Source organism: Parasedimentitalea psychrophila, assembly GCF_030285785.1.
Lineage (GTDB): Bacteria > Pseudomonadota > Alphaproteobacteria > Rhodobacterales > Rhodobacteraceae > Parasedimentitalea > Parasedimentitalea psychrophila.
Genome location: NZ_CP127247.1, coordinates 2989798 through 3003010, shown reverse-complemented (window position 1 = coordinate 3003010; position 13213 = coordinate 2989798). Strand labels below are relative to the sequence as shown.

The window sequence follows — 13213 nt, the reverse complement described above, 5'->3', positions numbered from 1 at the left end:
GGTTTAATGTGAAATTGCCAGTGCTGACAGGCGTGAAGAGATTAAGGCGCGATACGCTTCTCAGTTTTTGGGTTAAACACCACGGCCTTTTCCATATTCACGGCAAAATTGAACATTTGACCCGTAGCAACATCAGCATCGGCCCGCATCCGCGCGATGATGTTCACACCACCAAGAGTGGTCGTGACAAAGGTATCGGCCCCTGCAGGCTCGATCACCTCCACGGTGTTTGGCAGCATCGCAATATTGCGGGACTTGCGGTCTGCGCCTTCCGGATCTGTCAGCGCTTCTGGGCGAATGCCCAAAAGAAGCTCTTTGCCCTGCCAATCAGCCATATTGGCCTGGCTGAATCTAAGACTTGTCGTTTGACCTGTGCTGTTCATGATCTCGGCGTGCGGTACGCCCTCGATCATCGACACCTTTGCAGGCAGGATATTCATTGCAGGTGATCCCATGAAAGTCGCAACAAACAGATTGGCTGGTGTGTCGTAGATTTCCTTGGGCGTGCCCAGTTGCTGGACATAACCATCATTCATCACCGCAATCCGGGTCGACAGCGTCAGGGCCTCAATCTGGTCATGGGTGACATAGACAATTGTGGTCTTCAGCTTTTCGTGCAGCTTCTTGATCTCAGTGCGCATATCGACACGCAACTTTGCGTCGAGGTTGGACAGGGGCTCGTCAAACAGGAACACATCCGGTTCGCGGACCAAAGCCCGGCCCATGGCCACGCGCTGGCGTTGCCCGCCGGACAGCTGCCCGGGTTTGCGATCCAGAAGCTGTTCAATCTGAAGGAGCTTGGCAACCTTTGCCAGCGCCATGTCACGCTTGGGCTTTTCAACACCGTGCATTTCCAGCCCAAATGTCATGTTCTGCCCGACGGTCATATTCGGGTAGAGAGCATAGCTTTGGAATACCATTGCGATGTTGCGCTGAGAGGGGTGGACGCCGTTCATGACACGGCCCTTGATGGAAATATCCCCGTTTGTGATTTCCTCCAGCCCGGCGATCATGTTCAGCAATGTGGACTTGCCGCAACCCGATGGGCCGACCAGCACCAGGAATTCGCCCTCCTCGACGGCGATGTCGACATGATGCAGGACTTCGACGTTGCCGTAAGATTTGGTGACGCTTGAGATGTCGAGAAAACCCATGAGATTAGCCTTTTACAGATCCGGCCATCAGACCGCGGACAAAGTACCGGCCCGCGACGATGTAGACGAGAAGAGTGGGGAGGGCGGCGAGGATCGCGCCCGCAAAGTGGACGTTGTATTCTTTCACACCCGTTGAGGATTGAACGAGGTTGTTCAGGGCGACCGTCATGGGCTGGGTTTGACCGCCAAATGAGGCGCCAAACAGGAAGTCGTTCCAGACGTTGGTGAATTGCCAGATCACCGATACCACGGTGATTGGTCCGGAAACCGGCAGCATGATGCGCCAGAAGATGCGAAAGAAACCAGCGCCGTCGATCATCGCGGCGCGGACTAGCTCGGTTGGAAAAGAGGCATAATAGTTGCGGTAATACAGCGTGGTAAAGCCAACGCCATAGACCACATGGACCAGCACCAATCCGGGAATTGACCCGGCGAGCCCGATTTTGCCGAGGATCGTCGCCATCGGGATCAGCACGATCTGAAACGGGATAAAACAGGAAAACAGCAGCAGGCCAAACAGGATTGTATCGCCGCGAAACCGCCATTTGGTCAGCACATAGCCATTCAGCGCGCCAAGCCCGGTGGAAATAACCACAGCAGGCACCACCATCAGGATGGAGTTCAGGAAATACGGCTTTAGCCCGGTTGCTTCGACGCCGATCTGGGCTGTGGACCAGGCTTTGAGCCAGGGCTCGATCGTCCATGTCTCAGGCAGGGCCATCATGTTGCCACCGGTGATTTCGTCCAGTGGCTTCAGCGAGTTCACCATCATGACAAAGAACGGTAACAGGTAGAACAAGGCGGAGAGCAACAGCACGAGGTAGATAAATACGCGGGTGATCTTGCCAGAGCTGACGGCGGTGTCTTGTGTTGTGGCAGGCATCACTTCTTCTCCTTCAGCTCGGCATAGAGGTAGGGCATCATGATGGCCGCAATGGTCATCAGCATGATAACGGCGCTGGCGGCCCCCGTTCCCATCTGATTTCGTGTGAATGTGTAGGAATACATGAAGGTCGCGGGCAATTCGGTGGCTCGGCCCGGGCCGCCCCCGGTCAGGGCAATGACAAGGTCATAGGATTTGACCGCGAGATGAGCAAGGATCACGAAAGCCGACAGGAACGCAGGCCGAAGCATCGGGATGACGATGCGACGATAGAGGCTCCAGTTAGAGGCACCGTCGATCTGTGCTGCCTTGAGGATTTCATTGTCTATGCCGCGCAGACCTGCCAGGAACATCGCCATGACAAAGCCGCTGGTTTGCCAGACCGCTGCAATGACAATCGTATAGATCGCCATGTTCCTGTCTTTGATCCAGCCAAACTCGAAGCTGTCCCAGCCCCACAGGTGCATGGTGTTTTCCAGCCCAATCCCCGGATCCAGAAACCACTTCCAGGCGGTGCCGGTGACGATGAAAGACAGCGCCATCGGATAGAGGTAGATCGGACGCAACATGCCTTCTCCGCGGATTTTCTGATCCAGCAGAATGGCGAGGGTCAATCCGATCACCGTGCAGATGATGATGTAGAGCGACGCAAAAATGGCCAGGTTGGTGACGGCGGTCCACCAGGTTGAAAGACCCCAAAGGCGGACATAGTTGTCGATGCCGATCAAGTCATATTTGGGTAGCATCTTCGAGCCGGTGAAGCTGAGATAGACCGTGTACAGAATGAACCCATACACAAAAACCAGCATCATCGCGATTGACGGCGACAGCACCAGCTTCGGAATCCATCCCTGCAGTTTCGTGCGGAAATCCGCGTCAGAGGCGTAATTTGCCATCTTTCCCCCATTTGTCGGTGCAGTCGCACTAGACAGTCTTCTTATTTAAGCTGGGCCGGGGATCGCCCCCCGGCCCGGAGTGTGTGACGCCAAGTTCACCGACGTCACAAGGGAGATTACATCGCTGATTCTACAGCGTTGACCAGCTCCTGCGCAGCGGTCTCGGCGTCGTATTCGCCGTTGAAGTGGGCGGTGACGACGTCATAAATGGCGTTCTTCACCGAGGCAGGCACTGAGTGACCATGCGCCATCGATCCAAACAGACGTCCGTTGTCACCGGCGTCGGCCAAATCCACCATGCCTTTTTTGCCGCAGTCGTCAAAGTCGGTGTTGGGCACATCAGTACGCGCCGGGACCGAGCCTTTGACTACGTTGAACGCGGATTGGAACACAGGATCCATCACTGCCGACGCCATTGCCAGCTGTGCATCGTTGCCTTCGTCGACTTCGAACATGACGAACTGGTCAGAGTTGAAGGTGACGGCGCCCTGGGTGCCAGGGAAGCGGATGCAGACAAAATCTTCGCCGGGTTTTTGATCCGCGCGCAGGAATTCACCCTTTGCCCAGTCACCCATCATCTGCATGCCGGCTTCGCCATTGATCACCATCGCCGAAGCAAGGTTCCAATCGCGGCCCGAGAAGTTGTCGTCGACATAACCGCGCAGCGTATCCATACGCTGGAAAGCTTCGACCATCGTCGCGCCGCCCAATGCATCTGTGTCTAGGTCAATCAGCGCCGATTTGTAGAAGTCGTCGCCCATACTAAGCACAACTGCATCAAAGATTGTGGCGTCCTGCCAAGCCTGACCACCATGCGCCAGCGGCGTGATGCCATTGGCCTTCATTGCGTCCAGAACAGCGGTCAATTCGTCCCAGCTGGTTGGAGCGCCAAGACCGGTCGCATCCAGCGCGGACTTGCTGATCCAGACCCAGTTGGTCGAGTGCACGTTCACAGGCGCAGCGATCCAGTTGCCGTCATGCTTGGAAAAGGCCTGTAGGGCCTCAGGAACAACCTTGCCCCAACCTTCGGCTGCGGCCACTTCGTTGAGGTTGCCCAAAACATCTTCGTTGGCCCAGTCGATGATGTCAAAGCCAAGCATCTGCACAGCAGTTGGGGCGTCGCCTGCGGTGACACGGGCACGCAGGGTAGTCATGGCGGCCTCACCGCCGCCGCCCGCAACCGGCATGTCAACCCATCCGATATCCTGGCCCGCCAGATTGTCCTTCAATACATTCAAGGCCGCCGCTTCGCCGCCCGAAGTCCACCAATGCAGGACTTCTACGTCTTCAGCGTAGGCAGATCCCGAAGTTAAAGCGACAAGCGCAGCGCTGGCCATCAGTTGCTTGAGTTTCATAATTTCCTCCCAGAAAAATCCATGGTTATTTATAACGTTATAATGGATGGGTCTGTCAAGGCTCATGAATCGCTCAGCCAATGCCAAAAAACTCGATGAAAATATGACTATTTTGCTAATGTTGGCGGGTCCTGATATTTTTCTTTCGCTGGCATTGCGTGTTTAATCGTATTAATTTACGATGCCAGATACCTTTAGAGCAGTGAGTTATGTCAGACCCATCAAAGATCAAACGCCCAACACAGCGCACAATCGCTGCAAAAATGGGGATTTCCGTGGGGGCCGTTTCGCGCGCTCTGGCGAATGATCCGCAGATGGCAGAAGAGACTCGTGCTCTGGTCCAAAAGATGGCGAAAGAGCTTGGCTATTCACCGGATCGCGCGGCCCAACGCCTGCGGACCGGGCGCACGCAAGTGATCAATCTGATCCTGCCACCACATGAGGAAATCCTTGGTTTTGGTACGCTTTTGATCCGGGGCATCAGCGCACGGTTGGAAAATACGGGCTATCATCTTGTTGTGCTGCCTGATTTTGGGCCGGACAAGTCGGCTGAACAGATCCGGCGTGTGGTCCGCGATAAATTGGCCGACGGAATCATATTTTCGCGCACCACGCCCGACGACAGCCGCATCAAATTTCTGCTCGAAGCGGATTTCCCTTTTATCTCGCATGGACGATCCGAGCTGGCGACGCCACATCCTTTTGTGGATTGCGACAACTACGCCTTTGCGCTTCAGGCAGCGGAAACCCTGATTGGCCGAGGCGCCAAACGGCTGGGCATTTTGCTCCCGCCCGAACGCTTCACTTTTCGTCAGCACTTGCAGCACGGGTTCATGACCGCAGTCCGGGCGGCGGGTGTCGGTTATGAAATCCTCGATGGCATCTCGCTGGATAGCAATGCGAATGCCATTTCGGCCAACATTCAGAAACGCTTTGCTGCGCCGGAGGCTCCGGACGGGCTGGTTCTTCCCGGCGATGTCTCCGGTCTAGCCGCGCTTGCTGCTATCCAAGATCTGGGGCTGGTTCCGGGTCAGGACGTTCAGCTTGTGGTCAAGCAGACTTCAGGGGTCTTTGATCTGGTGCGGCCCAAGGTGGCCAGCCTGTATGAGGATCTGTCGGAAGCGGGTGAAAAGCTGGCGGACCTTCTGCTGAAACGCATCGCGGGCGCACCGGTGGCAGAGCTGCAATACATTCAACCGGTTTTGGGCAGGCTTCCTGCAAACGATACCCTTTCAGACACACAATTGCGCGCACCTGGCGTTAGCTGACATAGACGAGGCCTCCTGTGGCAAGCACATCCAAAACACACCATCACGACGCGGAAGTTTTCCGTTTCGGCACCTCTGCCCATCGGGAATTTCTGCGCAAAGACGCCAAGCGACAGTTTGATTTTTTCCACGCCAGTCTGCGCCCCGACCAGGGGTTCTTCGTGCTTGATTACGACGGGAACCCGCTGGCTGACAGCGTCCAGGAACTTCACACTACCGCCCGCCTGACTCATTCCTATGCTCTGGGAAAGCTGGCCGGGGTTGAGGGATGCGAGGCGGTGATCGACAAAGGGATGGAGTATCTGTGGAACTACCATCGAGACCGCGACCATGGTGGATTTCTTTGGGCCCTGGAGGGTGATAAAATCCATGACGATCGGAAACTTGCCTACGGACACGTTTTTGTTCTGCTGGCGGGGGCCAGTGCAAAAATGGCCGGACATCCAGATGCCAACCGCCTGATTGACGACGTAACTGCCATTATTGAGACGCGCTATTGGGAAGAGCACGTCGGTTTGTTTGCCGATGAGTGGAACCGCAACTGGGGCCCATTTTCCAGCTATCGCGGGTTGAACGCCAACATGCACGGCGTCGAGGCGCTATTGACTGCCTTTGAAGCAACCGGTCGCGAAACCTACCTGAGCATGGCGGGCCGGATCCTTGATTTCTTTGTCTATCGAATTGCGGCCACCGAAAACTGGCGGCTGCCAGAGCACTATACTTTGGGCTGGGAAATCGACCGGAGCTATTCGGGGAACCCAATGTTCCGCCCTCGTGGCACGACTCCTGGGCATTCCTTTGAGATGGCACGGCTATTGTTGCAATACTGGGATCTTATCGGCCGCCCGGATGACAGCTCACGCGATACCGCATGGTCTCTGACCGAAAGAGCGCTAACAGATGCTTGGGACAGCGAAAAGGGTGGGTTCGTCTATACACTCGACTTCGATGGAGCCCCTTTGATTTCCGATCGATATTGGTGGCCGATCACCGAAGCGATAGGGGTACTGGCGAGTTTTCTCAAGCTTGGCGGCAGTGACACACAAAAAGCCTGGTATAGCCGGATGTGGCAATTCGCCGATGAGTATTACATAGACCACGATCATGGCGGTTGGTTCCCGGAAATCGACGCGCAGGGTGTGCCGACAGGGACCCAATTCAAAGGCAAACCGGACATATACCATTCTATCCAGGCGGCGCTCATTCCGCTGGCTCCCAAATTGTCCGGGTTAGGTAAGGCGCTTGGTCGGGTGTTTGAGTAATGAGTTTGTTTCGGGGGCGCCAAATTGATAACTCCAACCGGCTTTGTTGCACAAATCGCGTGAGGGTCGTGCTTCCCCTTACCCCAGGCGGATTTAGGCTACAGCCTTTGTTTGCGGAATGCCGAGCGCGGTGAACCCGTTGAGGATCGCAGCACGGATTTGGATCTCCGCGACCTGTCGATCAAAGTCTCGAGCCATGAGCGATTGCCCCAGCAGTTTCAAACAATGCATCTTTGTTTCGACGCGGCTTCTGCGGTGGTATCCGCTCAGATTTCTCCAGAGCGCACGACCTAAGTATTTCGAAGAACGAACGGCTTCGTTTCGAGCCCTGGCACCGGGGGTGTCAGGCTTCCATAACTTGGCGTTCTTTCGCGGTGGGATAACAGCATGGGCATTTCGAGATGCAATCGCTGCGTGGCAATTTCGCGTATCATAGGCCCCATCAGCGGTCACACTTCCGATCTCTTCTTCGAGCGGGATCTGATTGAGTAGATCTGGCAGAATAGGAGCATCTCCGATGCTGCTACTTGTCACCTCAATTGTCCGCACTTCCAGCGTTTCCTCATCAATACCGATATGTATCTTGCGCCAGAGCCGACGTTTGGGACCACCATGCTTGCGGGCGCTCCACTCGCCTTCGCCCTCAGCTTTAATACCAGTGCTATCTAAAAGCAGATGCAACGGGCCGGGTGAGCCGCGGTAGGGAATGGCTACGTGCAATGTCTTCTGACGGCGACACAAGGTACTAAAGTCTGGAACCGCCCAGTCCAGCCCGACCAGTTCCAACAGGCTTTCAACAAATCCGGTCGTTTGTCTCAAGGGCAAACCAAACAGCACCTTGATCGTCAGGCAGGCCTGAATGGCAGCGTCGCTGTAGGCCTGCTGCCGCCCCCGTTTGCCTGAAGGCTTAGCCTCCCAAAGCATATCTGCGTCAAACCAAATCGACAGTGATCCGCGTTGCTTCAAGGCACGATTGTAGATCGGCCAGTTCTTGGTCTTATAAGTCTCCGGTGCCCAACTACTCATGATAGGTTGCTATCACGCTGGATTCACGCCGTGAATCCCCTCAGACGATTTGTGCAACAAAGCCGTTGCTAGGGGGTATTTTAAAATTCGCCAACTCAGCATTCTTTCCTCTAAATGAATTTTTGCGCAGAGCGTCAAAGCAACTTCATCACGATTTCAAAGTGCTAGAGCTTTGGCTTCCCGGTATAGAATCTACCTGAGCGATACTATTGATCACATCTTGCTACGACAAGTATAAAGAACGTCCACCCTCTAAAGTGCGCACTTTTCAGTAGGTTTCATTCTCAGGCCAACTCGTTGGCCCAAACCAAAACCGGCACCTTTTAGGTGCCGGGCACTTTTAGTATTCCTCGGTGAGCATGATGGTTAACACACGACATGTTATTGAAAGAACGGTCGGATCTTCTGATCCGCCGTCGTAAGTTGTGTTGTACTGATCAATTTTCCAGAAGAGATCAGTCAATAGAAAACTGATTTTTCCAAAGTCGTGCTCTCCATGCGGATCATTGCCCTCGGTAAAGTCATCGTAGCTTCCAACCACTGACATCAAGGCTTCCATGCTGCCCCCCGCTTCTGCGAGTAGTGACTGCACGCCGCTAGTAACAACGACAGTTCCGGGAACGATCACATCCCCCATCCGAAAGCGATCGTTCAATTTCTGGATGACCTTTGTTCTACTGGCTGCCATGGTGAGCTCCTCTCAAGCTTGACGACCCCAAACAATTTCAGAGGCGTCAAAAAAGAGACGAATGCTGGCATGGACTGATCCCAGCTTCGCAAAGTGGTGGAACTTTTAGTTCAGCCGGTTTTGCTTGCGGGAGATGGGCACTGCGAAGCCATGCCAAACCATTTAGAGGGTCAATTCATCTTCCCAATCTATAGGGAACGTCCGCTCCCATGTTACCACAAACCTATGCAGGTTGCCTTTGGCCTAGCGCTCGCGCACACAATAAAACACAAGCCTTGATGTGATAGAATTTGTGTATGAATTCCATCCACTTTTCGCAGCAAGTGCCAGTCCCGACATTTGGAAGGACAACACCAGATGACGCCGCCAAGCCGCTTGTCGACGCCGAAGAATACGGCTCAACAGAGCCAGCCGTCACCGCACCGCCAAGTGCGCCTGACACCGCCAGCATCTCGCCAGAGCGCGCCTACACACCCCTGCTGCCCGATTTATCTAAATACGATCTGACGGTGGGCGAAGCCCTGGAAGTGTTCCCTGCCGAGCACCGTAAACGTCCCTCAGTTCGTTCCCTTCAACGTTACTGTCAAGAAGGTCAGTTCGATTGCTTCAAGCTGAAAACCACCCGCAATGGAAATCCTGTACATGAATGGTTTATTAACGGCACTTCCCTACGCAAGTTCATCCAGACAAAACCCGAAGAGCCCGCCGTCGCACCCGAGGCAACGCCATTCGGTATTGGCGACGCCGACTCCATAGGCGAGACTACGATATCCAGTGAGGATGTTGCTATCGCCATAGCGCCGCCAGAGGCTGTTGACGACGCCACAGATAATCCCGGCTTGCCGAGATCGCCTGATGCTCAGCCCAACGTCATGGCGACGCCGGGTATCGCTGACGACGCCCGCGAAGCGCAAACTAGCCGGGTCGAGTTGATGGTTGAAAATGCCAAGCTGACCGCGCGACTAGAATCGCAAGAAGACTTGATTGGAGATTTGCGCGAAGACAAGACATTCATGTGCGAGCAAATAATTCATCAGCGCGGCAACGATACACTGATGGCCGACATGCATCGTGAAACTCTGCAAACACTTAAAGCAGTCTCAGTAGCTGGGCGACACACAAAGATCGAAATGCCTGATGTATCGCAGGTGGGGGAGCCGAAACCGAATTTTCACGGTGCACGCGCCAGTGAACACCACCCCCATAGTGGTAGGATGGATGGTGTATAATATTTCTATATGAAACCATTCAGAGAATTGCTTCAGGAGAAGAACATCAAGCTTGTCGGAGCCGATGCGCTTTCGACGAATGGGTTCACGCAAGTGCCGAACTACATGCTGAAATCACCACGCATTTCACCTGGTGCCAAACTCACCTAGCCCAATTTTGATATCCAAGCCGTTTGCGCAAACCCGACAGATGTCATGCTTTCTCAGCTGCACGACACCGCAACCATTTTGCGGCGAAAGGCCTCTTGACCTCCTAAAGTCTATGAAATAGATCCTGAAACTGTAGAGCGGGCGTTGTGTAATGGTAAGACCTCAGCCTTCCAAGCTGATGACACGGGTTCGATTCCCGTCGCCCGCTCCAAAAAATCACTTCCGACATATTGCCTGCAAAATCCGATCACCACTTCCGGTATCCGGTTGAATTTATGGCGTAATTCAAGTTTTGGACACTAGACTTCCAAGCTGATGACGCGGGTTCGATTCCCGCCGCCCGCTCCACTGAGCTCTCCCAATATATCGTGACCAAATCAGGTCACCACAGAGGCGCGCAATATCCGTGTTTTCAACTTGTTTTCAGTGGCTAGCCAAAAACCCCAAGCACCGCTCCGGTGGTCTGTGGACGGCGGCACGCCTCAAAAAAAAAACGGTCTCCACTGGGGAAACCGTTTCTGTGTGTAGTGCAGTGGCCAAAGCCACTGGCCGGTTCAGCGCGCGGCTGGGAGCTGCGGTCAAACCGGGCTGGACCTAGGCGGTTTTGACGCCGCAATGCTGGTCCACCAGACGTTGGACCATAGGCGCAAAATGCCAATAATCCGGGGTATCCATATCGTCGCGTTTACCCGCCTCATCCAGGTATCTGACCTGAATGATTTTCTTCAAGTTCGGGTTTTTTTCGAACTCAACCACCTCCTCGGGCGACATCGCCCCGCCTTGCAGGTTAAGCGAGTGAATCGACGCCGGTGACAGGCGTTTGTAATATTCCGGCTTGGTCGCACATAGATACCGCTTGGCCGCCACATGATAGCGCACGCAATCAATGATCACCGACGGGAAGAATTCTGCCAGCACCTGGGCGCCCGCCTCTTCGTGAAACCGGTCCTCGATATCGTCCATCGAGAAGGTGCCGAATTCTGAGGTGAAATGCCCGATATCATGCAGCAAAGCGCCGACAATGATCTCTTCGTCCTGACCATTCTGCTCGGCAATGGTCGCGCCTTGCAGCATGTGCTCGCCCATGGTGACCGCTTCGCCCAGGTATTCTTCGCTACCGCAGCGCTCAAAGATATCACCGATAAAGGCGACGATGGTGCTGGGTGTCAGCTCGGAGTTCTTTTCCTGGCTCATTCTGCGGCTTCCAGTGTGCGGGCCTGCAGGCCGGCCAATTTGGAGAGCAAGCCGTCTTTGTCGGCGTAACAGCCCTGAAACCAGCGGGTGCCGGCGCCGGAATAGGCCTTGCGGGCGTGCAACACGCGGGTGTTGTCCACCACAAAGCTTTCGCCGGGATTAAGCCGGAAGGTGACTTCCATGTCCGGGTCGTCGATGATTTCGCCCAAGCGCCGATAGGCGGCGTAATAGCTGTCCATCTTGTCAAACGGCACATCGGTGACTGCCGCCAGCGACCGGTTGTTGAAGCGGATGCCCACCAGCTCTCCGTCCGGGGACAGTTCAATCATCGGGCGGCGGGAGCGCAAGATAACATCGTCTTCACCGGCATATTCAAAACGGGCGCAATACTGGCTCAGAACATCAAACCAGTCCTGGTTTTCCTCGCGCAAACGCTCGGCAGCGCGGAAGCCATCAACCACCATGTTCTCGCCACCTGCGGCAGAGCTTTCAAGGCAGTAGAGCACCTGCAGCGACGGCACTGGATCCCGGTAGGGGTTGTCGGTATGCGCCTGCAGGCCCAGCCCGGTAAAGGCCAGATTGGTTGGGTTCACCTCGGTGCGGACCTCAAAGTGGCGGCCATAATTGGTTTCGCGCACATAGCCAAACAGATCCACCACTTTCATCAGCGCCATATCGGTGACCGGGCCATTTTCCAATTTGGCAAAGCCGTAGCGGGCGACGTTCGCCAGCCAGCCAGACAAGGCATGATCATCGGTGCTGACCTTGGCGAAATCACCAACAGGAACGTCGGCCATCAGGCCACTGTCCCAGGTTTTGACAGCCGATCCGGTCCAGCCGGTGCCGGTGCTGGCTGCGGTGTCATAGGCATTGTCCATCAGCCAGGCCAATGGGTAGTCAACAGTTTTGGCTTCGGGGGCAAAGGTCAGGGTGACGATGTCGCCCTCGATCACCGCCGAGGCAATTGACGTATCCGCCGGGATATCACGCAGCGCCAGCAGGCGCTGACCGTTGCCAACCGCGCGGGTTGCCGAATCCCAGGCGTTGTCGCGCAGCCAGATTGCGTGAAACCGGGTGGACTTACCCTGCGTTTGAATGGCGATATACTTGCCGTTGTCGTGCACTGTGAGCGTAGTCATTGGTATAAACCTTAGTCCCGAGTCATGTTTAGACTATGTTTGGTCGCTTTTTTGCATTATATCAAATTAGCTAATTAGCCCCTGAGACCCGGAATTGCTAATGTCGAACCTACAACTTGATAACCTGCCCCTCGAATGGATCCGCGCCTTTGAAGCGGCCGGCCGGACCGGTAGCTTCACGGCGGCGGCGGCAGAAACCGGATTGACCCAATCTGCAATCAGTCAGCGCATCGGCAATCTAGAGCGTCAGATCGGCACCGCGCTGTTTCTGCGCCAGGCCCGCGGCGTGATCCTGACTGTGGATGGCGAGACCTGGCTGCCCTATGTCAGCTCGGCGCTGATCAGCCTGCGCCGCAGTTCCGAGGCGCTATTCGGAGTGCAACGAAAGCACCTGACGATTTCCGCAACCGCCAGCGTCATTGAGTTGTGGATCGCCGAGCGGCTGCAACAAATCCCCGCGCAAGAGCATATCCAGATCTCGTTCAAATCAATGGTGCTGGCTTCTGATGTCACCCAACAAGATGACATTATCAAGGTCAGATACGGCGGCGGCGACTGGCCGCAACACTATAAGGTGCCGCTGTATAAAGAGGAAATCAGCCCGGTGGCGGCGCCCGGTCTTTTGCAGACGCCAAAGCCCTGGCAAACGCTGCCACGGTTGAACCTGTCCGGGCCGCGACCCGGCTGGAAGGACTGGGCGGATCAGACCGGTGACCCGGTGACCCCAGTGCCGATGTTCCGCTTTGATGCGTTTTCATCTGCACTGGCAGCGGCGCGGGCGGGGCTTGGGGTGGTGCTGGCCTCATTGCCATTGTGCCAAGAGGATTTGCAGTCCGGGCGGTTGGTCCGATTGTCCCAGGACAGTCTGACAACGCGCGATACCAACTGGCTACTGGCCTCCAAGGAGAGCCTGTCCCAACGGCAGTGGTCAATGCTTTCAAAGACCCTGACCAGACCCGGTTGACGCCG

General features: G+C 55.3%; 12 protein-coding genes and 1 tRNA gene. 5 read left to right on the top strand and 8 right to left on the bottom strand.

What is annotated here, in order from left to right:
- Positions 1-41: 41 nt before the first annotated feature.
- The 4 genes from QPJ95_RS14670 to QPJ95_RS14655 all read right to left on the bottom strand — a co-directional run bounded on the left by QPJ95_RS14670 (position 42) and on the right by QPJ95_RS14655 (position 4288).
- Complete coding sequence (locus QPJ95_RS14670; RefSeq protein WP_270919846.1) at positions 42-1154, bottom strand: ABC transporter ATP-binding protein; 1113 nt, start codon at positions 1152-1154, stop codon at positions 42-44.
- A gap of 4 nt (positions 1155-1158) precedes the next feature.
- Positions 1159-2037: a carbohydrate ABC transporter permease gene (locus tag QPJ95_RS14665; RefSeq protein WP_270919845.1), complete on the bottom strand. Its 879-nt coding sequence runs from the start codon at positions 2035-2037 to the stop codon at positions 1159-1161.
- Positions 2037-2933, bottom strand: a complete 897-nt coding sequence (locus tag QPJ95_RS14660) for a carbohydrate ABC transporter permease (protein ID WP_270919844.1) — start codon at positions 2931-2933, stop codon at positions 2037-2039. The genes QPJ95_RS14665 and QPJ95_RS14660 overlap by 1 nt, the downstream gene beginning before the upstream one ends.
- Before the next feature lie 116 nt (positions 2934-3049).
- Positions 3050-4288, bottom strand: a complete 1239-nt coding sequence (locus QPJ95_RS14655) for an ABC transporter substrate-binding protein (protein WP_270919843.1) — start codon at positions 4286-4288, stop codon at positions 3050-3052.
- A 209-nt stretch (positions 4289-4497) separates the two neighbouring features.
- Between QPJ95_RS14655 and QPJ95_RS14650 the strand changes: the two genes are divergently transcribed.
- Positions 4498-5556, top strand: a complete 1059-nt coding sequence (locus tag QPJ95_RS14650) for a LacI family DNA-binding transcriptional regulator (RefSeq protein WP_270919842.1) — start codon at positions 4498-4500, stop codon at positions 5554-5556.
- Positions 5557-5573: 17 nt separating this feature from the next.
- Positions 5574-6818: an AGE family epimerase/isomerase gene (locus QPJ95_RS14645; RefSeq protein WP_270919841.1), complete on the top strand. Its 1245-nt coding sequence runs from the start codon at positions 5574-5576 to the stop codon at positions 6816-6818.
- A gap of 93 nt (positions 6819-6911) precedes the next feature.
- Here QPJ95_RS14645 and QPJ95_RS14640 read toward each other — a convergent pair whose 3' ends face one another.
- Complete coding sequence (locus tag QPJ95_RS14640; protein ID WP_270919840.1) at positions 6912-7844, bottom strand: IS5 family transposase; 933 nt, start codon at positions 7842-7844, stop codon at positions 6912-6914.
- A gap of 340 nt (positions 7845-8184) precedes the next feature.
- Positions 8185-8532, bottom strand: coding sequence for a DUF3768 domain-containing protein (locus QPJ95_RS14635; RefSeq protein ID WP_270919839.1), 348 nt, complete (start codon positions 8530-8532; stop codon positions 8185-8187).
- Between the two features lie 296 nt (positions 8533-8828).
- Between QPJ95_RS14635 and QPJ95_RS14630 the strand changes: the two genes are divergently transcribed.
- Both QPJ95_RS14630 and QPJ95_RS14625 read left to right on the top strand, forming a co-directional pair.
- Complete coding sequence (locus tag QPJ95_RS14630) at positions 8829-9761, top strand: hypothetical protein (RefSeq protein ID WP_270919838.1); 933 nt, start codon at positions 8829-8831, stop codon at positions 9759-9761.
- Positions 9762-10048: 287 nt separating this feature from the next.
- Positions 10049-10122: transfer RNA gene (locus QPJ95_RS14625), tRNA-Gly, on the top strand.
- Between the two features lie 383 nt (positions 10123-10505).
- Here QPJ95_RS14625 and tmpB read toward each other — a convergent pair.
- Both tmpB and tmpA read right to left on the bottom strand, forming a co-directional pair.
- Positions 10506-11105, bottom strand: a complete 600-nt coding sequence (tmpB, locus tag QPJ95_RS14620; protein ID WP_270919837.1) for a (R)-1-hydroxy-2-trimethylaminoethylphosphonate oxygenase — start codon at positions 11103-11105, stop codon at positions 10506-10508.
- The gene (gene tmpA, locus QPJ95_RS14615; protein WP_270919836.1) at positions 11102-12244 is read right to left on the bottom strand and encodes a 2-trimethylaminoethylphosphonate dioxygenase; all 1143 of its coding nucleotides are present in this window, start codon (positions 12242-12244) and stop codon (positions 11102-11104) included. The genes tmpB and tmpA overlap by 4 nt, the downstream gene beginning before the upstream one ends.
- A 100-nt stretch (positions 12245-12344) precedes the next feature.
- On the opposite strand from tmpA, the gene QPJ95_RS14610 reads away from it, so the two are divergent.
- Positions 12345-13208, top strand: a complete 864-nt coding sequence (locus tag QPJ95_RS14610; RefSeq protein WP_270919835.1) for a LysR family transcriptional regulator — start codon at positions 12345-12347, stop codon at positions 13206-13208.
- The last annotated feature ends 5 nt before the right edge of the window (positions 13209-13213 follow it).